General features: G+C 67.3%; 20 protein-coding genes. 4 read left to right on the forward strand and 16 right to left on the reverse strand.

Translation table 11 applies throughout. The features are described from left to right. Positions 1 to 278: 278 nt before the first annotated feature. Positions 279 to 629 (forward strand): hypothetical protein, encoded by a 351-nt coding sequence (locus ACFQZZ_RS12385; protein WP_378678535.1) that lies wholly within the window; start codon positions 279 to 281, stop codon positions 627 to 629. Here ACFQZZ_RS12385 and ACFQZZ_RS12390 read toward each other — a convergent pair whose 3' ends face one another. The 3 genes from ACFQZZ_RS12390 to ACFQZZ_RS12400 form a co-directional block, all read right to left on the reverse strand. Beyond that, positions 630 to 1,358, reverse strand: a complete 729-nt coding sequence (locus tag ACFQZZ_RS12390) for an aspartate/glutamate racemase family protein (RefSeq protein WP_378678538.1) — start codon at positions 1,356 to 1,358, stop codon at positions 630 to 632. It lies immediately after the preceding gene. After that, positions 1,358 to 2,848, reverse strand: a complete 1,491-nt coding sequence (locus ACFQZZ_RS12395) for an NCS1 family nucleobase:cation symporter-1 (protein ID WP_378678541.1) — start codon at positions 2,846 to 2,848, stop codon at positions 1,358 to 1,360. The genes ACFQZZ_RS12390 and ACFQZZ_RS12395 overlap by 1 nt, the downstream gene beginning before the upstream one ends. Before the next feature lie 86 nt (positions 2,849 to 2,934). After that, positions 2,935 to 3,657: a GntR family transcriptional regulator gene (locus ACFQZZ_RS12400; RefSeq protein ID WP_378678544.1), complete on the reverse strand. Its 723-nt coding sequence runs from the start codon at positions 3,655 to 3,657 to the stop codon at positions 2,935 to 2,937. Between the two features lie 146 nt (positions 3,658 to 3,803). Between ACFQZZ_RS12400 and ACFQZZ_RS12405 the strand changes: the two genes are divergently transcribed. Together ACFQZZ_RS12405 and ilvA are read left to right on the forward strand one after the other, a co-directional pair. Continuing rightward, positions 3,804 to 4,976, forward strand: a complete 1,173-nt coding sequence (locus ACFQZZ_RS12405) for a serine hydrolase domain-containing protein (RefSeq protein ID WP_378678547.1) — start codon at positions 3,804 to 3,806, stop codon at positions 4,974 to 4,976. A gap of 71 nt (positions 4,977 to 5,047) precedes the next feature. Continuing rightward, positions 5,048 to 6,268, forward strand: coding sequence for a threonine ammonia-lyase (gene ilvA, locus ACFQZZ_RS12410; protein ID WP_378678550.1), 1,221 nt, complete (start codon positions 5,048 to 5,050; stop codon positions 6,266 to 6,268). Positions 6,269 to 6,318: 50 nt separating this feature from the next. Here ilvA and ACFQZZ_RS12415 read toward each other — a convergent pair whose 3' ends face one another. From ACFQZZ_RS12415 to ACFQZZ_RS12475, 13 genes are all read right to left on the reverse strand, one after another. Beyond that, complete coding sequence (locus tag ACFQZZ_RS12415; RefSeq protein WP_378678554.1) at positions 6,319 to 7,293, reverse strand: ABC transporter substrate-binding protein; 975 nt, start codon at positions 7,291 to 7,293, stop codon at positions 6,319 to 6,321. Positions 7,294 to 7,342: 49 nt separating this feature from the next. Further along, a complete protein-coding gene (locus ACFQZZ_RS12420) occupies positions 7,343 to 8,389 on the reverse strand; it encodes an ABC transporter permease (RefSeq protein ID WP_378678557.1) in 1,047 nt (348 codons plus the stop codon). A 33-nt stretch (positions 8,390 to 8,422) separates the two neighbouring features. Continuing rightward, positions 8,423 to 9,202 (reverse strand): ATP-binding cassette domain-containing protein, encoded by a 780-nt coding sequence (locus ACFQZZ_RS12425; protein WP_378680472.1) that lies wholly within the window; start codon positions 9,200 to 9,202, stop codon positions 8,423 to 8,425. 228 nt (positions 9,203 to 9,430) lie between these two features. Continuing rightward, positions 9,431 to 9,880 carry a DMT family transporter gene (locus ACFQZZ_RS12430; protein ID WP_378680475.1) on the reverse strand — a complete coding sequence of 150 codons (450 nt, stop codon included), beginning with the start codon at positions 9,878 to 9,880 and terminating at the stop codon, positions 9,431 to 9,433. Positions 9,881 to 9,929: 49 nt separating this feature from the next. Further along, positions 9,930 to 11,351, reverse strand: coding sequence for an argininosuccinate lyase (argH, locus tag ACFQZZ_RS12435; protein WP_378678560.1), 1,422 nt, complete (start codon positions 11,349 to 11,351; stop codon positions 9,930 to 9,932). Positions 11,352 to 11,574: 223 nt separating this feature from the next. Further along, entirely contained in the window at positions 11,575 to 12,777 is a 1,203-nt protein-coding gene (locus ACFQZZ_RS12440; RefSeq protein WP_378678563.1) for an argininosuccinate synthase, read from the reverse strand. Positions 12,778 to 13,158: 381 nt separating this feature from the next. Next, positions 13,159 to 13,674, reverse strand: a complete 516-nt coding sequence (locus ACFQZZ_RS12445) for an arginine repressor (RefSeq protein WP_378678566.1) — start codon at positions 13,672 to 13,674, stop codon at positions 13,159 to 13,161. A 105-nt stretch (positions 13,675 to 13,779) separates the two neighbouring features. After that, positions 13,780 to 14,775 (reverse strand): ornithine carbamoyltransferase, encoded by a 996-nt coding sequence (gene argF / locus ACFQZZ_RS12450; protein WP_378678569.1) that lies wholly within the window; start codon positions 14,773 to 14,775, stop codon positions 13,780 to 13,782. Next, positions 14,772 to 16,007, reverse strand: a complete 1,236-nt coding sequence (locus ACFQZZ_RS12455; RefSeq protein ID WP_378678572.1) for an acetylornithine transaminase — start codon at positions 16,005 to 16,007, stop codon at positions 14,772 to 14,774. The genes argF and ACFQZZ_RS12455 overlap by 4 nt, the downstream gene beginning before the upstream one ends. Next, positions 16,004 to 16,939, reverse strand: coding sequence for an acetylglutamate kinase (gene argB / locus ACFQZZ_RS12460; RefSeq protein WP_378678575.1), 936 nt, complete (start codon positions 16,937 to 16,939; stop codon positions 16,004 to 16,006). Before argB ends, ACFQZZ_RS12455 begins: the two co-directional genes overlap by 4 nt. Continuing rightward, positions 16,936 to 18,162, reverse strand: coding sequence for a bifunctional glutamate N-acetyltransferase/amino-acid acetyltransferase ArgJ (gene argJ / locus ACFQZZ_RS12465; protein ID WP_378678578.1), 1,227 nt, complete (start codon positions 18,160 to 18,162; stop codon positions 16,936 to 16,938). The genes argB and argJ overlap by 4 nt, the downstream gene beginning before the upstream one ends. Beyond that, the gene (gene argC, locus ACFQZZ_RS12470) at positions 18,159 to 19,217 is read right to left on the reverse strand and encodes an N-acetyl-gamma-glutamyl-phosphate reductase (protein WP_378678581.1); all 1,059 of its coding nucleotides are present in this window, start codon (positions 19,215 to 19,217) and stop codon (positions 18,159 to 18,161) included. Before argC ends, argJ begins: the two co-directional genes overlap by 4 nt. 399 nt (positions 19,218 to 19,616) lie before the next feature. Further along, positions 19,617 to 20,324: an ArsR/SmtB family transcription factor gene (locus ACFQZZ_RS12475; RefSeq protein WP_378678584.1), complete on the reverse strand. Its 708-nt coding sequence runs from the start codon at positions 20,322 to 20,324 to the stop codon at positions 19,617 to 19,619. A 64-nt stretch (positions 20,325 to 20,388) separates the two neighbouring features. On the opposite strand from ACFQZZ_RS12475, the gene ACFQZZ_RS12480 reads away from it, so the two are divergent. After that, entirely contained in the window at positions 20,389 to 21,195 is an 807-nt protein-coding gene (locus ACFQZZ_RS12480; RefSeq protein WP_378678587.1) for an isocitrate lyase/phosphoenolpyruvate mutase family protein, read from the forward strand. Positions 21,196 to 21,266: the final 71 nt, after the last annotated feature.

Below are 21,266 nucleotides of genomic sequence, written 5' to 3' on the forward strand. Positions count from 1 at the left end.
CGTCCGATACCGGTGCGCACACCGGGTCCGAGGCGGCCGCCCACCATCTCCGGCGTCATCATCCCGTGGCCGGCGGTGATTCGGGCCCGGCTGCCTCGGACCGTCGCCCGGCCACATACATAGATGCGCATATCGAGGTAGGTACATGCGTACTCCAGCGCGATGCTTGTCACACTGCACAAAACCTTCGAGAACTCACAGGATCGGCACAGCCTATGGCCAGGGGCGCCTCGGATGCTTGCCTGAGTACGAGCTCTTGGCAATTAGTGAGGTGCGCGATGGTCGAAGTCGAAGTCACGGATACGACGGTGACGGTCCACGTTCTCGGTGGGCACCGGCTGCTGGCACTGCGCGAGCAGCTGACCTTCGATCTGTCCGACATCACCGCGGTCACCACTGCCGAGGTCGACCTGCGTCCGCCGTGGGTGCGCGCACCGGGAACGTTCTTTCCCGGGGTGATCGCGGCAGGCACCTATCGCGGCAGGCGTCGGAAGGAATTCTGGGATACGAGGTTCGACGGCAAAGCGATCCGGATCGAGCTGGCAGGGGCCGACTTCACCCGGGTCGTCGTCGATGTCGACGACCCCGACGCCGCGTTGCGGGCACTGACGTCCGCTGTCGCGGCCTGATCACGTCCCGAACGAGCGAAGCAGCCCGGCGTAGGGCTTGGCCGGTGGCGCGGCGAACTCTCCCCTCCCCGACTTCCGCACACCGAGGGTGAGCAGCGACTGCACAGTCAGGGTCGCGGCGGCAACACCGTCGATCACCGGAACCCCGATCTCGTCGCGAATGTGGTCGCACAGGTCGGCCATGCCCGCGCAGCCGAGCACGATCGCCTCGGAACCATCGTTTTCGACGGCCGCCCGGCATGCCTCGGTGACGATCTTGCGCGCGTCCGGATCTGCATCCAAGGCGAGTACCGGGATCTCGCAGGCATGGATGCCGCGGCAGAAGCGTTGCATGCCATAACGTTCCGCGAGATCCGCGGCGCGACCGACGGTTCGGCTCAACGTGGTGACCACACTGAAACCGCGGCCGAGATGGCTGGCCGTCTGCATCGCCGCCTCCGCGATACCGATCACCGGACCACTGGCCAGTTCCCGCGCGGCGTCGAGTCCGGGGTCGCCGAAGCACGCGATCACGTAGCCGTCCACGCCCTCCTGCTCGCCACGCTGGATAGCGGCGAGCAGGCCTGGGACGCTGAGGGCTTCGTCGTAGTGGCTCTCGATCGAGGCGGGCCCCGTCTCGGAGGTCACCGCGTCGAGCAGTGTGCCGGGGCCTGCGACGGCCTTGGCGCACTGCTCGATCGCCTCGGTCATCGCCTGCGTGGTGTTCGGGTTGACGACCCGGATGCGCATCAGGCAGGAACTCCCTGCACTGCCAGTCTGGTTCGGGTAGCCAGCAGGTGGTAGACCGCGAAGCCGACGCCGCAGCCGATGAACCAGCTGTACTGCGCTGCGGTGTACATGCCCGTGACATCCTTGGCCAGCACCGGGACCACCGCGATGACGGCGCCGACGGCCGTCGCGATGATTGCGGCCAGGTTGTAACCCTTGCTGTACCAGTAGCTTCCGGTCTGCGACATGGTGAACAAATCATCGACAATCACCCGCTGTTTGCGCACCAGGTAGTAGTCGGCGATGAGCACACCGAACAGCGGGCCGATGAAGGCGCCGAGCACCTCCAGGGTGTAGTGGATGACCTCCGGGTTGTTGTAGAGGTTCCACGGCGTGATCAGGATCGAGCCGACCGCGGCGATCATGCCGCCCGCGCGCCAGCTGATCTTCTGCGGGCTGACGTGGGAGAAGTCGAAGGCCGGGGAGATGAAGTTGGCGACGATATTGATGCCGATGGTGGCGATGGTGAAGGTCAACGCGCCGAGCACGATCGCGAAGGTGCTGTCGATACGAGCAACGGTCGCAACCGGATCGGTGATCAGTTCGCCGTAGACCGGGACCGTCAACGACGCGGTGACGACGACCAGCAGCGAGAACAGCAGGAAATTGACCGGAAGGCCGAGCAGGTTGCCGCGCCGCACGGCGGCGAAAGACTTTCCGTAACGGGAGAAGTCACCGAAGTTGAGCATCGGACCGGAGAAGTACGACACCACCAGCGCGATGGCGCCGAGCATTACCGGCATTGATGCCCAGCCGGTGTACTTCACCTCGCCCAACTTCAAGTCGATCGCACTCCAGCCTGCCTCGGCAATGAGGTAGCCGCAGAGCAGGAACATCACGACATAGACAGCGGGACCGCAGAAGTCGATGAACTTACGAATGGACTCCATGCCGCGCCAGAACACGCACGCCTGCACCACCCACAACAACAGGTAGCTGCCCCAGCCGAGCAGCGAAAGCCCGAGGAAGCCGTAGTCGCCGACGACCGCGTAGGGCGCGAGCCCCGGAAACAGCTTCACCAGAACCACATCCAGCGCCGCGGACGCGAGGAAGGTCTGGATGCCGTACCAGGCCACCGCGATCAGGCCGCGGATGATGGCGGGGATATTCGCGCCGAGCACCCCGAACGCGCTGCGGCACATGACCGGATAGGGCACGCCCGTCACCTGACTCGGCTTGGCCACCAGGTTGCAGAAGAAGTAGACGATCGTGATGCCGATCAGCAGCGCCGCGAGCACCTGCCAGCTGGCCAGACCGAGCGCAAACAAGCTGCCAGCGGTGACATAGCCGCCGACGCTGTGCACGTCCGACATCCAGAACGCGAAGATGTTGTAAGAACCCCAGCTCTGCTTGCGCAGCGGCGCCAGGTCTTCGTTGGTCAGTCGCGGGTGATAGGCAGGTGCGGCCGGTGCCGATGGCGCGGACACCGCGGTGGTGAGCATTTCGGTCATGGTGTTTCCCGTCCGAGGGTGAAACTGTGATCCCGAACGACGGTAGAAACCATGCGTTGCCCGCCTATTGCACAGTTATTGCCCGGCTATTGCGCGGCAGATATATCTTCCGGCGCCAGCAGCCCGGTATCGGTCGGCAGGGTCGCGATAACCGTCTCCAACCTGCGGTGGTGCCGTTCGGCGATGAGCAGCAGACGATCGACGTCACGGGCGAGGAAGGCGTCCATCATCAACGCGTGGTCGGTGTGCAGGCGCACCCGGTCGGCGCGGCCGATGTGCACCATCGACTGCACCGGTTCGGTGACATTCCACGCCGACTCGAGCATGTGCAACAGACGGAACATGCGCGAGGGCCGGGTCAGCGCGACATGGAACAGCCGGGACTGCCGATGATAGGCGACCGGGTCGTCGTCCCGGATCGCTTGCTCCAGAAGGGCATTCACTTGCATCAGGTCGGCGCGATCGGCGTCGGAGGCGTTCATGGCGGCCGCCGCGAGCGATGCCGTCTCCAAAGTTTCGCGCACGATATACATTTCTCGCAGCTCGTTCGCGGTGAGCTGGGCCACGGTGTATCCGCCGTGCGGCTGGTGGGTGACAAGGCCCTCCCCCAGCAGCGTCTTGAGTGCCTCGCGCACCGGAATGTGGCTGACCCCGAATAGTTCGGCCACCTCCCGCAGCGGGATCACCGTGCACGGTGGCACGGCACCGTCGAGGATTACCCGGCGCAGTTCGCCGAGAATGATCTGTGGCCTGCCCGGTTCGTCGACAACCAACCTCGCGAGCAGCGCCGAACGTCTCCGTGGAGGCATGTCGACCACCGTAGGCGAGCCGTGTTGCGTTTTCGGTCCCTGATGTGACGGTCAGGAAAATGCACTCTCAGACAGTTCCGGCCGTTCGGGGTGGAATTCGGACTGTCATACGCTGTATGGATCCCCGGAACGACAAGGATCCCTCGATGACCACTCTCCCGACAACGCAAACCGTCGATCGGCGCTTCGTGAGTCTGGTGGCCGAATTCGACCGGCTGTTCCGGCGGCCGTCCGACGGTGGCGGCGCCCTCGTGGTCTACCTGCACGGCGAGCCGGTAGTCGATGTCTGGGCCGGCTTCGCGCACCCGGAGGTGCCGTGGGCGCACAACACCGTGGCCATGGCCTACTCCACCGGCAAGGCTGTCGCCACCACCCTGTTGCACCGGCTGGCCGAGCGCGGTCTGCTCGACTATGACGCGACCGTCGCCACCTATTGGCCCGAATTCGCCGCCGCGGGAAAGGAACTCATTACGGTGCGCGAGTTGCTGACTCATCGGGCCGGGCTGCACCGGCTGCGCGGACTGCTCCCCGGTCCGGTGGACCGATTCCTCGACGACGCGGCGGTGACCGCGGCGTTGGCTGCCGCGACCCCCGACCCACGGCACCTCGTGACCAGCGGCTATCACGGAATCACCTTCGGCCACTTGGTCGCCGAGCTGGTGCGCAGAATCAGCGGCTCGAACTTCACCGACGCGCTGCGCACCGAAATCGCCGAACCGCTCGCGGCCGAGGATCTTTGGTTCCGGGTACCCGACTCCGAGCGCGACCGTATCGCCACCAATTTCCCCCGGCTCACCGTCGCAGGCCTCCAGTGGGACCGTGGCGCACGGCTGATGTCGAAGACCAGGTTCGCCGCGGCCGCCGACACCACGCCGCAGGGTTTCGCCGACCTGGTGTCCGATCCGCGCCTGCACGATTCGGTCATGCCCGGCATCAACGGCGTCTTTTCCGCACGATCGCTCGCCCGCATGTACGGCGCCCTCGCCAACGCGGGGCGCCTCGACGGCTTCCAGCTGCTGCAACCCGAAACCATCGAGCTGATCACCCGACGGCAAGTCTTCACCCCCGACTACGTCCTCGCCTTCCGCATTCCCTGGGCCCTCGGCTACCACGGCGTCCCGATGAAACCCTCCAAAGCCGAACCCGTCTCCGCCTTCGGCCATTTCGGCCTCGGCGGCTCCGGCGCCTTCGCCGACCCCGCCACGGGCATGTCCCTCGGCTTTGTCACCAACCGCCTCGGCGGCAAACTCACTCCACTCGGCGACGCCCGCCTCGCCCGCCTCGGCGCGATCGCCCACAACCTGGCCAAGGCTGCGTAATTCAACAAGACCGTGGCACACAGCTGTGGCAAGTTGCTGCCGGCTCGGGTGTGACCTGGCAGCATGGCGGCATGGAGTTGCTTGGGCTGGATCGGATCGAGGCGGCTGCGGCGCTACTCGCGCCGGTGATTCGGCGGACGCCGGTGGTGGCGTCGCGGATGTTGTCGGAGCGGTCCGAGACCGAGGTGTGGCTCAAGTGCGAGAACTTGCAGCGGACGGGGTCGTTCAAGCCGCGGGGCGCCTACAACAGGATCGCGAATCTGCCCGCGGGCGATCGGGCCAATGGTGTTGTCGCGGCGAGCGCGGGCAATCACGCCCAAGGGGTGGCCTGGGCGGCGACGTCGCTCGGCATCGAGTCGACGGTGTTCATGCCGGTAGGCGCGTCGCTGCCGAAACTGGCGGCCACCAAGGCATATGGGGCGCGGGTTCAGCAGGTGGGCGAAACCGTCGATGACGCGCTCGACGCGGCACTCGACTTCGCGGACCGCACCGGGGCGACGTTGATCCATCCGTTCGACCACCCCGACATCGTCGCCGGGCAGGCAACGGTAGGGCTGGAGATCCTGGATCAGTTACCCGATGTCGGGACAGTGCTCGTGCCCACCGGCGGTGGCGGGCTGCTGGCCGGTGTCGCGGTCGCGCTGCACCATCTCGCCCCGCAGGTGCGGGTGATCGGCGTGCAGGCCGCCGAGGCGGCCGCCTGGCCGGATTCGCTGGCGGCGGGCAAGCCGGTCCGGGCCGCACGGATGTCGACGATGGCCGACGGCATCGCGGTCGGGCTGCCGGGTGCGGTGCCGTTCGCGCACGTCGCCGAACATGTGACGACCGTGCTGACCGTCGATGAGGATGCGCTGTCGAGGGCGCTGCTGCTGTGTCTGGAACGAGCGAAGCTGATCGTCGAGCCGGCCGGCGCCGCGGCGGTCGCCGCGTTGATGAGTTACCCGCCAGAGGAACTCGGACTGCGCGGACCGGTCTGCGCGATACTGTCCGGCGGCAATATCGACCCACTGCTCTTGACCCGACTGATCGGCCACGGCCTGAGCGCCGCGGGTCGCTACCTCGCGGTGCGCGTGACGATCGTGGATCGCCCCGGCGGACTGAGCAGCCTGCTCGGGGTGGTCGGGAAGACGGGGGCGAGCGTGGTCGACGTGGCACACTCGCGCACCGGCACCTGGCTGGCCCTGAACGAGGTCGAGGTATCGCTGACGCTCGAGACTCGTGGACCGAACCACCGCAATGACGTGCTCGATGCGCTGACCGAGTCCGGATATGTTGTCCGCGTAGAGGATTGAGGGACGCTTGCCGACCGCCGGCACGGTCGGCACGCCGGTGCGACAGCCGCTCAGCACTTCCTCTTGTAGAAGTACTTCGCGCTGGCGTCCATATCCGCCTGGGTGATCGCGACCATGTCGGTCTGGATGTTCCTGGTGACCGGCTTACCCTCCAGCGCCGCGACGACCTGGTCGACGCCCTTGGCGCCGATGCCGGCCGGATCCTGAGCGATCAGCGCCTGCACAGTGCCCGCCTTCAGGTCTTCGACCTGTTTGGGGCTTGCGTCGAAGCCGACCAGTTTGACCTGGCCGAGCTTGTTCGCATTGCGCAGACCGGTTGCCGCACCTTCGGCCGAGCTCAGGTTCGTCGCGAACACGCCGGCAAGGTCAGGGTGGGCCGCGAGCGTGGCAGTGACGATCGAGGCGGCTTGGGCGGCCTCATTGTTGTTGTACTGCACGCCGAGTGAGGTCATGCCCGGGTAGTTCTTCAGCGCCGCCTCGAAGCCCTTGGCGCGTGCGTCCGTGGTAGAGGTACCCGCCTTGGTGTTGATCACCAGCACCGGCCCCTTCTCACCGACCAGCTTCGCCAAGGTGGCGGCCGCGAGTTCGCCACCCTTCGTGTTGTCGGACGAAATCGACGACAGCGCAACGGAGGTGTCGTCCAGCGCGGTGTCCACTTCGACGATCTTGATGCCGGCGTCCTTGGCCTGCTCGAGCGGATTGGCCATGGCCGTCGCGTGCGTCGGCGCGATCAGGATGCCGCCGGGCCTATTGGCCACCACGCCGGTCAGCACCGGCGTCTGCGATCCGGCGTCGAACTTGGTCGGCGCCTGGGTATCCAGCTTGTAGCCGAGCTTGTTCGCTTCCTCTTGTGCACCGCACTGCATGGAGATATAGAAGGGTTCATCGGCGACGCCGGGGATGAGCACCAGCTTCTTGGCGTCCGTCCCACCCGTATTTCCGACCTCGCCACTACACGACACCACCATCGCGCCGACCGCCGCCATCGCGCCGATCATCACCGCGGTCCGCCTCGCCACCCTCATCCGGCTACCTCCGCCTTTTCTTGTCGCGCAGTGTTATTACTGCTTACCTCTATCGGTCCCGCGCCCTGCGGCGGAGTTGGTCGAACCACACCGCCCCGACGAGAACCGCGCTCACCGCGATGGGCTGCCAGAACACCGGCACCCCCGCGATGACGAAACCCTTGCGCAGCACGGAGGGAATGAACACGCCGATCACCGTGCCGACGATCGTGCCGACACCGCCGAAAAGGCTTGTCCCGCCGATGACCACACCGGCGATGGCATCCAGATTGTCGGTGCCGTGGCCGCCGATCGTGGTGGTGCCGAAGTAGGCGAGGTTCATGAATCCCGCCAGCCCCGCGAGCAATCCGGTCATCAGGTAGACCAGCACGAGATGGCGGGTGACCGCGATACCCGAGCGGCGCGCGGCCTCCTCGTTGGAGCCGATCGCGAACGTGTAGCGCCCGAACCTGGTGGTATGCAGCACCCAGGCCGCCAGCACGGTGACCACCGTCGCGACCAGCACCAGATTCGGGACACCACCGAACGAGGTGCCGAATCCCAATGAGTTGCGCAGCTTGTCGGGCACCGTCCTGGTGTCGACGCCGCCGGTGATCAATTGCGCCGCACCGAGGGCGGCGCCGAACGACCCCAGCGTGACGATCAGCGGCGGAATCTTGGCCTTGGCGACCAGAAGTCCGTTGAGCAGTCCCCAGATTCCGCCGCCTGCGACGGAAATCAGGAATCCGAGTCCGATGATTCCCCAACCCGCCGAGGTAGCGTTCTCGTCGGGGCTCAGCCATTCCATCGTTTTCGCGCCGAGCACCCCGGCGAAGATCAGCACCATGCCGACGGAGAGGTCGATGCCGGAGGTGATGATCACGAAGGTCATCCCGACCGAAAGCACCAGCAGCACCGAGGTTTCGATCAGCAGGGTCTGCAGGGTGAATCGGGTGGGAAACGCATCGGGACGAAGCACGCTGAACACCACGCACAGTCCGACGAGTACGACGCCGATCCACAGTGTGCTCGCGCCGAGCAGTCGTTGCAGCACAGTAGGTCCGGGCAGCTCGGCACCGCCGTTGCCGTCGACGATGACGGCTGCGTCATTACTCATGCGCGTCCCGGCTTCCGAGCACTCGGCGCTGTCTCACGCTGCCTCCTCGTGCGACAGCGCACCTGTCATAGCGCCGACAAGCTGCTCCAATGTGACATCGGCGGCGGCGAAACGAGCCACCCGCTTGCCGAGCCGCAGCACTTCGATACGATCGGCGACCGCCAGCACCTCGGGCATGTTGTGGCTGATCAACACGACCGCGATGCCCTGGTCGCGCACCCGGCGGATGACGTCGAGCACGCGCTCGCGCTGGACAACGCCCAGCGCGGCGGTCGGCTCGTCCATGAACACCACCTTGCTCGCCCACATCACCGCCCTGGCCACGGCCACACTCTGCCGCTGCCCGCCCGATAGCGAGCCGATCGGCACGTCGGCGCGCTGCAGCGTGACGCCGAGTCGCCCAAAGTGTTCGACCGCTTGGCTTCTCATGGCCGACTTGTCCAGCATGCCGAGCTTGCCCGCAAGCCCGCGCCGGAGCAGTTCCCTGCCGAGGAACAGGTTCGCGGCCGGATCCAGGTCGGGGGCTACCGCCAGGTCCTGATACACGGTTTCCACACCGAGTTTTCGCGCGGCGGTCGGCGTATTCAGCACCACCGGCTTGCCGTCGAGCAGGATGGTGCCGTCGTCCGGTTGCTCGGCTCCCGAAAGACATTTCACCAGAGTCGATTTGCCCGCGCCATTGTCACCGATCAGGGCGACGACCTCACCGGCTTTGGCCTGAAAGTTGGCACCCCGCAACGCCTCCACGCTGCCGTAGTGCTTGGCCAGCCCCGCAGCCTCCAACACCACGGCGGCATCGCCCGGCTTCCCCATGACCTCGCCCTCATCATCCGAGGTCATGGGGTACATCCGGGTGGACTCAGCTGAGCAAACGTCCAGTCCATTGCCCGATGTTACGTTCGGCTCCGCGCCGCTCGGGACGTATTCGGCAAAATGCAGAGGGCGCAACGCCACGCGCCCTCAGCAACCCTCGTAGGTCACGAGCAAGCCGATTCCGGTCGGCCCGCGATGGTTCGCAGTGAATCCGGGCGGATCCCCGAATCAGTGTGCGCCGCCGAGTTCGAGCGCGAGCACGCCGAGAATGACCAGGCCGATGCCCCCGATCTGCACCAGGGTCAACCGCTCATCCAAGAACAGCACACCGATGATCGCGATCGCGGCAACACCGACGGCCGACCAGATCCCATAGGCGACTCCGATCGCCATACCCCGTGTCAGCGCCTGTGACAGAAAGTAGAACGCGGCGCCGTAGCCGATCACGACCACGATCGAAGGGATGAGTTTGCTGAATCCGTCGGAGAGCTTCAGCGAAACGGTCGCGGTCACCTCGGACGCGATGGCCAGCGCGAGCAGCAGCAGAGTCACCGGCGCAGCGTAACGCGGGCCGCGACGACGGCTAGCCGTGCCGTGATACGCGGAGACGACCCGGCGAGACGATGATCGTGACCGTGTCGCAGCGACGACCGGCCCATCGCGGTCGCCAGGCCGCAGCGGTTACCGGGCCGCGGCCGGACGGCCGCCTAACCGACCTCAGCGATAGTCACGCCAACCAGCCGCGCAAATCCCCTACCGTGCGCCGGATCTCGTCGAGTTGTTTCGCGACCTGGACACCCGCTGTGCCACCGCGGGCGTTGCGGGAGGCGATCGAACCCTGCACCGTCAGCACGTCCCGTACCTGAGGCGTCAATGCCGGGTCGACGGCGGCGAACTCCGCGTCGGTCAGCTCGTCCAGCCCGACGCCACGGGCCTCGGCGGCACGCACACAGCCGCCAGCCGCCTCGTGCGCGACGCGGAACGGGACACCCTGGCGGACAAGCCATTCGGCGATGTCGGTGGCGAGGGTGAAACCGGCGGGGGCGAGTTCGGCCATTCGCTCGGTGTGGAAGGTCAGTGTCGAGACCAGACCGGCGATCGCGGGGAGCAGCAGTTCCAGCTGGGCGACCGAGTCGAACAGGGGCTCCTTGTCCTCCTGCAAGTCTCGGTTGTAGGCCAGCGGTTGCGCCTTGAGTGTGGCGAGCAGGCCCGTGAGGTTGCCGATGAGGCGACCGGCCTTGCCGCGGGTGAGTTCGGAGACGTCCGGGTTCTTCTTCTGCGGCATGATCGACGAACCGGTGGACCAGGCGTCGGCGAGGGTGATGTAGCCGAATTCCGGTGTGCTCCAGATGATGACCTCTTCGGCCGTCCTGCTGAGGTCGACCCCGATCATGGCGAGCACGAACGCCGCCTCGGCGGCGAAATCGCGGGACGAGGTGGCGTCGATCGAATTGGCCGCGGACGCGTCGAAATCCAATTCGGCGGCGATCGCCTCCGGGTCCAACCCCAGCGAGGAACCTGCCAGCGCGCCGGAACCGTAGGGCGACACCGCCGCCCGCTTGTCGAAGTCACGCAGCCGGTCGATATCGCGCAGCAGCGGATGCGCGTGTGCGAGCAAATGATGCGCGAGCAGCACCGGCTGCGCGGCCTGCAGATGCGTCTTGCCCGGCATCACCGCGTCGGGGTGCGCGGCCGCCTGGGCGACCAGCGCGTCGACCACCTCGAGCAGACCGGCCGCCACCCGGCGGACCGCGTCACGCAACCACATCCGGAAGAGGGTGGCCACCTGGTCGTTGCGCGAACGCCCCGCGCGCAGCCTGCCACCGAGCTCGGTGCCGACCCGCTCGATCAGTCCGCGCTCCAACGCACCGTGCACGTCCTCGTCGGACTCCGCCGGGAGGTAGGCGCCCGAATCCACGTCGGTCGCGAGACGATCCAGACCTTCGAGCATGGCCGCGAGGTCGGATTCCGACAGCAGCCCGGCCTTGTGCAGCACCCGCGCGTGCGCCTTCGACGCACGAATGTCGTAGGGGGCGAGCACCCAGTCGAAATGCGTCGACTTGCTGAGCGCGGCCATCGCCGCGGCCGGTCCGGACGCGAAACGTCCGCCCCAGAGCGCCCCTTCGTTGGTGCTGCCGCTCTGCGTCATCGTGTGCTTTCTCCTCGAGATCGGATGTCGTCGGTTCGCACCACGCGCGCCCTTCGGGTCGGCGCGTGCGCACCGACCCGTTCGAGACTAATAGGCGCAGCCGAACCTAGGCCGTCGTCAGCCCGCGCCGGGCCGAGCGAAGGCGACGCGACCGCTGTGCGCCGGGCCGAGCGCAGGCGAGGCAGCCGCTGTGCGCCGGGCCGAGCGCAGGCGAGGCAGCCGCCTACTTCTGGTTCAGATCGCGGCGGGCCGCGACCTTCGAGGACAGGCCGTGGATCTGCACGAAGCCCTTGGCCAGCGACTGGTCGAAGGTGTCGCCCTCGTCGTAGGTGGCCAGGTTGAAGTCATAGAGCGACTGCTCGGAACGCCGCCCGTTGACCACGACGGAGCCGCCGTGCAGCACCATGCGGATGTCGCCGGAGACGTGCTCCTGGGTCTCGGCGACGAAGGCGTCGAGGGCGCGCTTGAGCGGGGAGAACCACAGGCCGTCGTAGACCAGCTCGCTCCAGCGCTGCTCGACCTGCCGCTTGTAGCGGCCGAGCTCACGCTCGACGGTGACAGCCTCGAGCTCCTGGTGCGCGGTGATCAGCGCGATGGCGCCGGGCGCCTCGTAGATCTCGCGGCTCTTGATGCCGACGAGCCGGTCCTCGACCATGTCCAGGCGGCCGACACCCTGCCGTCCGGCGCGGAGGTTGAGCTCGACGATGGCCTCGAGCACGGTGACCTGACGGCCGTCGATGGCGACCGGGACACCCTTGTCGAAGGTGACGATGAGCTCGTCCGGCGCCTCGAAGTTGACCGTCGGGTCGGCGGTGTAGTCGTAGACGTCCTTGGTCGGCGCGTTCCAGAGGTCTTCCAGGAAGCCGGTTTCCACCGCGCGACCGAACACGTTCTGGTCGATGGAGAACGGCGACTTCTTGGTGACGTTGATCGGCAGCGAGTTCTCCTCGGCGAAGGCGATGGCCTTCTCCCTGGTCCAGGCGTAGTCGCGGACCGGGGCGATCACGTTCAGGTCGGGCGCGAGCGCGCCGATGCCGACCTCGAAGCGGACCTGGTCGTTGCCCTTGCCGGTGCAGCCGTGTGCGACGGTGCTCGCACCGTGGAACTTGGCGGCCTCGACGAGGTGCTTGACGATGAGCGGGCGGCTGATCGCCGACACCAGCGGGTAGCGGCTCATGTAGAGCGCGTTGGCCTGGATGGTCGGCAGGCAGTAGTCGTTGGCGAACTCGTCGCGCGCATCGACCACGATCGCCTCGACGGCGCCGCAGTCCAGTGCTCGCTGGCGCACCACGTTCATGTCCTCGCCGCCCTGGCCCAGGTCGATGGCGACGGCCACCACCTCGGCACCGGTCTCCTTGGCGATCCAGCTGATCGCGACGGAGGTGTCCAGCCCACCGGAGTAGGCGAGTACGACGCGCTCGGACATGTCTATGTGCTCCTCGGATTTCGTGCTTGTCTGTGGTCTTGTGCCCGTTCGGCAGGCGCGCAGTCGGGGCCCGGGTCTACGTCCAGGCGGCCTGCACCGTTCTACAAATGATTATGCACGACTATGCAAGCCCATTCACAACCGGGGTCGGGTCGGACTCGCCCCGGAGGAAATGAGGTATCACGCGTTGCGCGCACCATGCGCGACGCGTCGAGCCTGCCAGATATCACGTCCATACCGCAGAGCGCGGATCACACCGTATGGGAAGCGGCGGACATGGCTCTCGAGAGCGATCGGCCCTGGATACACACGTGAGTGGCACAGCAGGGCGGCGTTCGCGGCGTGTCCCCGCAACCACGTGCCACTCGTGAATCGAGCGGGTCAGGCGAGTTCCTCGATTTTGGCGGCCAGTTCGGCGCCGGTGAGGGGCTCGCGGGCTATGACGGCGATGGTGTCGTCGCCTGCGATGGTGCCGACTATGTAGGGCAGGGCGGCGCGGTCGAGGGCACTGGCCAGGTAGTGGGCGGCGCCGGGTGGGGTGCGCAGGACGGCGATATTGCCGCTGGCGTCGGTGGAGACGAGCAGGTCGCCGAGGAGTTTCGAGAGGCGGTCGGTGCCGCCGGTGACGCCGCGCACCGGGCTGCCGTCCTCGGGGACCACGTAGACGCCCGCACCACCGTCGGCGGCCCGCAGTTTCACGGCGCCTAGTTCGTCGAGATCACGCGACAGGGTGGCCTGGGTGGTCTCGATCCCTTCGGCGGACAGCAGCGCGGCGAGTTCGGTCTGGCTGCGGACCGCGTGCGCGAGCAGCAGTTCGATGATGCGGGACTGGCGTCCGGCACGGGTGCGCGCGATCGCGGGCCCGGGTCTGCCGGGTTCCGGGCGAGTAACGCTCATCGCGCCACCTCGCCCCTGGTTCGTTCGCCGCGCTCGCTCACGACCGCTCCCCGCTGACGCTCGGCTCCCTCGTGCGCGACGCACACTCTGACATGGTTCTCTCGCTCACGCCGCACCGTCGTTGCGTTTGGCCAGCAGCCACACCAGCAGTGCCTTCTGTGCGTGCAGCCGGTTCTCCGCCTCGTCCCAGACGACGCTGTGCGGACCGTCGAGCACCCCGTCGGTGATCTCCTCGCCACGATGCGCGGGCAGGCAGTGCAGCACGACGGCATCGGACTCGGCGTGCGCGAGCAGTTCCTCGTTCAGCTGGAACGGCCGGAACGGGCCGACGCGATCGAGGCCGTCGTTCTCCTGACCCATCGACGTCCACGTGTCGGTCACCAGCGCGTCGGCGCCCTCGGCGGCGGCGACCGGGTCACCGGTGAGCGTGATGGTGGCGCCGGTCTCGGCGGCGCGTTTGCGCGCGGCCTCCAGGATCCACGGCAGCGGCTCGAAACCCTCCGGCGCGGCAATGGTGACGTTCAACCCGGCCGTCACGCCACCGAGCAGCAGCGAGTGCGACATATTGTTCGCGCCGTCGCCGAAGTAGGTCAGGTTGCGGCCGACCAGGTTGCCCTTGCGCTCGGTAAGCGTCTGCAGGTCGGCGAGCACCTGGCACGGGTGGAACTCGTTGGACAGCGCGTTCACCACCGGAACCGTTGCGGTGGTGGCCATTTCGTCCAGGCGAACCTGCTCGAAGGTACGCCAGACGATCGCATCGACATAACGCGACAGCACCGTGCCGGTGTCGCCGAGGGTCTCCTCGCGGCCGAGCTGGGTGTCGCGGCCGTCGACAACGACCGCATGCCCGCCGAGCTGGGCGATGCCCATCTCGAAGGAGAACCGGGTGCGGGTGGAGTTCTTCTCGAAGATCACCCCGACGCCGCGCGGGCCAGCCAGCGGCCGGCGCGAAAACGGCGCCTTCTTCAATTCTGCTGCCAGCGCGAGGATTTCGGCCTGTTCGACCGGGGTCACATCATCGTCGCGCAGGAAGTGGCGCAGGCGCCCACCCGTCGCCCGACCACCACCCCTCATCGAATCGCTTCGCGATGCGTTGCTCATTTGGCTCCCTTCGCATCTTCGGTCGCGCCGTCCAGAATGTCCGGCAGGTCGGCGACGAAGTTGTCGGACTGGGTTTCGGTGAGCACCAGCGGCGGCGCGAGCCGAATGACGTTGGGCTTCGGCGCGTTCAGCAGATAGCCCGCCTCCCGCGCCCTTGCCTCGACCTCGGCGGAGACGTCCTCGGTGAGCACGATGCCGAGCAGCAGACCCGCACCACGCACCTGGTCGATCAGCGGATGCTCGAGCAGTTCGATGCCGTCGCTGAGCCGCTTGCCGACCGACTCGACATGCGAGAGCAGGTCCAGCTCGTCGATGGTGCGCAGTACGGCGAGGGCGGCTGCCGCGCAGACCGCGTTACCGCCGAACGTGGTGCCGTGCAGTCCAGGAGTCAGCAGATCGGCGGCAGGCCCGGTGGCAAGCACCGCGCCGATCGGCAGCCCGCCGCCGAGGCCCTTGGCCAGGGTGATCACATCCGGCACGATGCCGTAAGCCTGATGCGCGTAGAACTTTCCGCAACGACCGATGCCGGTCTGCACCTCGTCGAGGACCAGCAGCGCACCGTGCCGCGCGGTGATCTCGCGAGCCTTCACCAGGTAGTCGATGGGCGGCACCACCACGCCGCTCTCCCCCATGATCGGTTCGAGGAAGACCGCGGCGGTGTCCTCGTCGACCACGGCTTCCAAGGCAGCGGCGTCACCGTAGGGCACGTGCACGACACCGGGCGGCATCGGCTCGAACGGCTCCCGCTTCGACGGCTGGCCGGTGAGCGCGAGCGCGCCCATGGTCCGGCCGTGGAACGCCTCCTCGCACGCGATGATCTTGCGCCGGCCGGTCAGCCGCGCCATTTTGAACGCGGCTTCGTTGGCTTCGGTACCGGAGTTGCAGAAGAACGCGCGGCCGTGCCCGTCACCGAATTCGCCGTCACCGAAATGCGCGAGCAGCCGTTCGGCCAGCTCGATCACCGGTTCGTTCGCGTAGATGTTCGACGTGTGCCCGAGCGTGCCGAGTTGCTGGGTGACCGCCTCCAGAATCGCCGGGTGGGCGTGCCCGAGGCTGTTGACCGCGATGCCGCCGAGGAAGTCGACGTAGCGCTTGCCGTCCGCGTCGTAGACCACCGCGCCCGCCCCGCGCGTCAACGCGATCTTCGGCGTCCCGTAGTTCTTCATCATCGCGGCGGACCACCGCTGCTGCAGCGCGGAGGTGTTGGTAACTTCGTTCGCTACTTCGTTCATGATTTCGTTCCGTTCAGCGCACCGGCACCGTCCGTTGTGGACAGCACGGGCGTCACCATCGTTCCGATTCCTTCTCCGGTGAACAGCTCCAGCAGGACCGAGTGCGGGACGCGACCGTCGATGACGTGCGCGGTCGGCACTCCACCCAGCACGGCGCGCAGGCAGGCTTCCATCTTGGGCACCATGCCCGTATCGAGACTCGGGAGCAACTCAGCCAGCTCGTCGGCGTCGATGCGCGAGGTGAGCGACGAGCGGTCCGGCCAATTGGTGTACAGGCCCTCGACGTCGGTCAGCACCACCAGTTTCTCGGCGCCGATGCCCTCGGCGAGCGCGGCGGCCGCGGTGTCCGCGTTGATGTTGTGCACCACGCCGTCGACATCGGGGGCGATGGTCGAGACCACCGGGATGCGTCCGGCGTCGATGAGGTCCAGCACCGCCGCCGGGTTCACCTCGGTGACGTCGCCGACCAGACCGATGTCGGTCGGTGCGCCGTCGACGTCGACGGTGCGCCGGGTCGCGGTGAACAGTCGCGCGTCCTCACCGGAGATGCCGACCGCGTACGGTCCGTGCGCGTTGATCAGCCCGACCAGTTCCCGCCCGACCTGACCGAACAGCACCATCCGCACCACGTCCATCACCTCGGGTGTGGTGACCCGGAAACCGCCGCGGAATTCACCCTGCAGGCCAAGCTTTTCCAGCATCGCACTGATCTGAGGTCCGCCACCGTGCACCACCACCGGGTGCACGCCGACGGTCCGCAGGAACGCCATATCGGCCGCGAAGGCCCGCTTGAGCTCCGCGTCGACCATCGCGTTGCCGCCGTATTTGACGACCACGATCTTGTCGCGGAACTTCTGCAGCCACGGCAGCGCCTCGGCCAGTATGTGCGCCTTGTCCAGTGCCGAAAGGTCGTGGAGCACTTGCTCGCTCATGAGCTGTACGCCGAATTCTCTTCGACATATCCGTGCGAGAGGTCGGTGGTACGGATCATCGCCGTACCGTCACCGACATTCAGCTCGATGAGCACGTCGATGTCCATCCCGGACAGGTCGACCTCGCGTGCGCCCGGCGCTCCGACACCGTCGACGCACACCGGATTTCCGTTGAACGACACCGAGATCCGGTTCGGGTCGAGGGTGATCGGCGCGATGCCGACGGCGGCGAGCACCCGGCCCCAGTTCGGGTCCGAACCGAACAGCGCCGTCTTGACCAGACTGTCACGGGCGACGGCGCGCGCGGCGATCAGCGCCTCGTCCTCGCTGACCGCACCGGAAACGATGACCCGCACCCGCTTCGTGACGCCTTCGGCGTCGGCCATCAACTGCGCGGCCAGATCGTCGCAGACCGCGAGCACCGCGGCGTCGAGATCCTGCTGGGACGGCGAGACCGCGCTGGCGCCGTTGGCAAGCAGCAGCACAGTGTCGTTGGTGGAGCAGGAGCCGTCGACATCGAGCCGGTCGAAGGTGAGCCGAGTCGCGTTGCGCAGCGCCCGATCCAGTTGTTCGGCGGTCACCGCGGCATCAGTGGTGAGCACAACCAGCATGGTCGCCAGCGACGGCGCGAGCATGCCCGCGCCCTTGGCCATGCCGCCGACGTTCCACTTGTCCCGGTGGTGGAAGGCCGCTTCCTTGGGCACGGTGTCGGTGGTCATGATCGCGTACGCCGCGTCGAGACCACCCGACAGGCCACCGCCCATCTCGTGCACGATCTCGGTGACCGCGGGGATCACCTTGTCCATGGGCAACCGGTCGCCGATCAAACCGGTGGAGCAGACGGCGATTTCGCCCGCGCCGGTCTCGGTGCCCCAATTGCTCAGCGCCTTGGCCAATTCCTCGGCCGTCTGGTGGGTGTCCTGGAACCCGCCGGGTCCGGTGCAGGCGTTGGCGCCGCCGGAGTTGAGGATGACCGCGCGCAGCCGACCGGAGCTGAGCACCTGCTGCGACCACAGCACCGGCGCGGCCTTGACCTGGTTGCGGGTGAAAACGCCCGTGGCCGCGTACTCCGGCCCCTCGTTGAACACCAGGGCCAGGTCGGGTTTCCCGCTGGCCTTGATGCCCGCGGCAATGCCAGCGGCACGGAAGCCGAGCGGTGCGGTGACTCCCTGGGTCCGGACCAGCTTGCCGCCCGAGCTCTCGGTAGATGCGGTTGTCGTCACGGTGCCACTCCTACGGTGGAAAGTCCTGCGGTCTCGTCGAATCCGACGGCCAGATTCATGGATTGCACCGCGGCGCCCGCGGTGCCCTTGGTCAAGTTGTCGATCGCGCCGATCACCACCAGCAGACCCGCGTCGGCATCCACCGCGACCTGCAGAGTGACCGCATTGGAGCCGAGCACCGAACCCGTCTGCGGCAGTTTGCCTTCCGGCAGCAGGTGCACGAACGGTTCGTCGGCATAAGCCTTTTCGTAGACCGCGCGAGCCTGTGCGGCGTCGACCCGGGTCGGCGCGGTGCAGGTGGCGAGGATGCCGCGCGGCATCGGCGCCAATACCGGCGTGAACGAGACGGTGACGTCGGTTCCGCCCGCCGCCTTCAGGTTCTGCGAAATCTCGGGGGTATGCCGATGCGCGCCCGCGATGCCATAGGCGCGTACCGAACCCATCACCTCGGAGCCGAGCAGGCCGACGTCGGGCTTGCGGCCCGCACCCGACGTGCCGCTCACCGCAACCACATGCACCGTCGGCTCGACGATGCCCGCCGCGATCGCCGGGGCAAGAGCCAGGCTCGCCACCGTCGGATAACACCCAGGGACGGCAATCCGGCTCGCGCCGCGTAGCTTCTCCCGGCCGCCGGGCAGTTCCGGCAGACCATAGGGCCAGCTGCCCGCATGGGCACTGCCGTAGTACTTCTCCCACGCATCCGCATCGGTCAGCCGGAAGTCCGCGCCGCAGTCGATGATCACCGTCGACTCCGGCAGCGCCTGCGCGATGGCGGCGGATTGCCCGTGCGGCAGCCCGAGGAACACCACGTCATGCCCGGCCAGCTCGTCGGCGGAGGTGGGTGCGAGCACCCGATCGGCCAACGGCAGCAGATGCGGCTGGTGCTCCGCCAGCGTGCTGCCCGCATTCGACCCCGCGGTCAGCGCTCCGATGACCAGGCGCCCGTCGCGGTATGCCGGATGCCCCAGCAATAGACGCAGCACCTCACCGCCCGCGTACCCGCTCGCACCGGCCACCGCGACCCGCAACACGGGTCCGTCCGCTGAATCAACCATGTGATTATTATGCACGATTATGCAAGCCCATTCATGAACGGGGTGGCTTGCCGCCGATCAATCGCGCGCGGAACGGGAACAACAGCACCGTCGTCGCGCCGCAGCCACCAGCGTGGAAGCCATATCCTGCGCCATCAGGCCAGCCCCGTCGCGACCTGAGTAACCGCGACGATGATCGGCAAAACCTGTCGTCGTATACAGCGCGAGCTGTGCGCGCTCACGCGGCGACGGCAGGTTCGCGCCGTGCGGGGCAGCGCTCACTCACCCAGACCGGCAAGCCACGGGCGAGCACCCATCCCCAGCAGCATCACCGCATCGACCCAGCGCAAACGGACAGCTCGACGCGGCCGGTTCCCGCAAAGACGCAGAGCCGAGATCGAGCACGTCGAGCGATCGGGTCTACCGCAACGGCACAGGGTCGAGTCCGAGCATGTCGGCGAGACCGGATTCGCCCTTCGGCGTGAGGCGGATGGCGCGGCCGTTGCCGATTCGGTGGATCCAGTCGAGGTCCTGCAGCCGGCGACAGAGTTGCGCTCCGGCGGCGCCACCGAGGTGGGTGCGGCGTTCGGTCCAGTCGAGGCAGGGGCGGGCGACGGGGCGACGGGTGGCACGCAATGCAGCTCGGTCGATTCCCATCGGACCGGTCAGCCAGGTCAGACCCGCTGGCGTCAGGGCGAAACCGCCCTCGCTGTCGAGGAGGCCGCGGGCGGTCATGGCGTCGGTGATCGCCACGCCCAAACGCCCCGCGAGATGGTCGTAGCAGGTGCGGCCGCGGGCAAGAGCGACCGCGACGGTGGCCGAGCGCAGGCCGGTCGATTCGGTGCGTGGCGGGTCGAGATGGGTGACCATGGCCTCCAAAAGCTCCGCCACCTGGTGGTTTGCCAGTTGCACGTAGCGGTGCCTGCCTTGGCGGCGTTCGATGAGCAGGCCACCGTCGAGTAGTCGGTTCAGGTGCTCGGTGGCTGTGGACGGCGCGACGCCCGCATGGCGCGCCAATTCGCCCGCGGTCCAGGCGCGGCCGTCGATCAAGGCCAGGCACATGTCGGCGCGAGTGCGGTCGGCCAGCAGTACGGCCAGTCCGGCGAGTTCGGCTCCTCGGGTGTGCACCACTCCATGATGGTGCGCTGTTGTTTCGGCGGCCACCGAAACATCAGCGGGATACGGTCGAGGGATGAACGGGAGCCGCCCAATCCTGATGAACAAGACGAAGACCTTCCACGAACTGCACCACCGCGACGAACCGTTGGTCCTGCCGAACGCCTGGGACTTCGGTTCCGGGGCAGCGCTGGCGGCCGAAGGGTTTCCGGCGATCGGCACCACCAGCCTAGGGGTCGCCGTCGCGGCGGGACTGCCCGACGGAACCGGTGTCACCCGCGACGAAACGCTCGCGGTGGCAACACGACTCGCGCGCCTCTCGGTGCCGGTGACCGTCGACATCGAAGGCGGCTTCAGCGAGGACCCCGGCGCGGTGGCCGACTATGTCGCCCAGTTGGCGGAATTGGGGATCGCCGGCGTGAATCTCGAAGACGGCCGGCCGGAAAGCGCACTCGCCGAACCCGGCCACCAGGCCGAGCTGATCGCCGCGATCAAGGCCCGCACACCCGAGCTGTTCGTCAACGCTCGCGTCGACACGTATTGGCTGAAGCTGCAGCGGGATTCGACGCTGGCACGGGTCGAGCAGTACACGAACGCGGGCGCCGACGGCATCTTCGTGCCGGGCATGACCGACCCGGTCGAGATCACCGGGTTGGTCGCCGCGACCGCGCTGCCCGTCAATATCCTGTATGCCGCGCAAGGCCCCTCGATCGCGACCCTGGCCGAGTTGGGCGTCCGCCGGATCAGTACCGGCTCATTGCTGTACCGCACGGCACTCGCGGCAATCGTCGACGCTGCCCGCGCTGTGCGCGACGACGGCCCGTTCACCATCGAGGTTCCGACCTACGGCGAGGTTCAGGCCATCACCGCGGCTGGCTGGTGAACTCGCCGGAGGAATATTTCCGCGTGGATGTCGATCCGCCGAGGTCCCGTTCGTGTAGCAGGTGAGGCCGG

The sequence above is a fragment of the Nocardia sp. GCM10030253 genome (assembly GCF_042675075.1).
Classification (GTDB): domain Bacteria; phylum Actinomycetota; class Actinomycetes; order Mycobacteriales; family Mycobacteriaceae; genus Nocardia.

What these genes read in the sequence shown, in the direction of transcription:
- ACFQZZ_RS12385 (WP_378678535.1), top strand. Translation starts at nt 279, where the DNA reads ATGGTCGAAGTCGAAGTCACGGATACGACGGTGACGGTCCACGTTCTC.
- ACFQZZ_RS12390 (WP_378678538.1), bottom strand. Translation starts at nt 1,358, where the DNA reads ATGCGCATCCGGGTCGTCAACCCGAACACCACGCAGGCGATGACCGAG.
- ACFQZZ_RS12395 (WP_378678541.1), bottom strand. Translation starts at nt 2,848, where the DNA reads ATGACCGAAATGCTCACCACCGCGGTGTCCGCGCCATCGGCACCGGCC.
- ACFQZZ_RS12400 (WP_378678544.1), bottom strand. Translation starts at nt 3,657, where the DNA reads ATGCCTCCACGGAGACGTTCGGCGCTGCTCGCGAGGTTGGTTGTCGAC.
- ACFQZZ_RS12405 (WP_378678547.1), top strand. Translation starts at nt 3,804, where the DNA reads ATGACCACTCTCCCGACAACGCAAACCGTCGATCGGCGCTTCGTGAGT.
- ilvA (WP_378678550.1), top strand. Translation starts at nt 5,048, where the DNA reads ATGGAGTTGCTTGGGCTGGATCGGATCGAGGCGGCTGCGGCGCTACTC.
- ACFQZZ_RS12415 (WP_378678554.1), bottom strand. Translation starts at nt 7,293, where the DNA reads ATGAGGGTGGCGAGGCGGACCGCGGTGATGATCGGCGCGATGGCGGCG.
- ACFQZZ_RS12420 (WP_378678557.1), bottom strand. Translation starts at nt 8,389, where the DNA reads ATGAGTAATGACGCAGCCGTCATCGTCGACGGCAACGGCGGTGCCGAG.
- ACFQZZ_RS12425 (WP_378680472.1), bottom strand. Translation starts at nt 9,202, where the DNA reads ATGGGGAAGCCGGGCGATGCCGCCGTGGTGTTGGAGGCTGCGGGGCTG.
- argH (WP_378678560.1), bottom strand. Translation starts at nt 11,351, where the DNA reads ATGACGCAGAGCGGCAGCACCAACGAAGGGGCGCTCTGGGGCGGACGT.
- ACFQZZ_RS12440 (WP_378678563.1), bottom strand. Translation starts at nt 12,777, where the DNA reads ATGTCCGAGCGCGTCGTACTCGCCTACTCCGGTGGGCTGGACACCTCC.
- ACFQZZ_RS12445 (WP_378678566.1), bottom strand. Translation starts at nt 13,674, where the DNA reads ATGAGCGTTACTCGCCCGGAACCCGGCAGACCCGGGCCCGCGATCGCG.
- argF (WP_378678569.1), bottom strand. Translation starts at nt 14,775, where the DNA reads ATGAGCAACGCATCGCGAAGCGATTCGATGAGGGGTGGTGGTCGGGCG.
- ACFQZZ_RS12455 (WP_378678572.1), bottom strand. Translation starts at nt 16,007, where the DNA reads ATGAACGAAGTAGCGAACGAAGTTACCAACACCTCCGCGCTGCAGCAG.
- argB (WP_378678575.1), bottom strand. Translation starts at nt 16,939, where the DNA reads ATGAGCGAGCAAGTGCTCCACGACCTTTCGGCACTGGACAAGGCGCAC.
- argC (WP_378678581.1), bottom strand. Translation starts at nt 19,217, where the DNA reads ATGGTTGATTCAGCGGACGGACCCGTGTTGCGGGTCGCGGTGGCCGGT.
- ACFQZZ_RS12480 (WP_378678587.1), top strand. Translation starts at nt 20,389, where the DNA reads ATGAACGGGAGCCGCCCAATCCTGATGAACAAGACGAAGACCTTCCAC.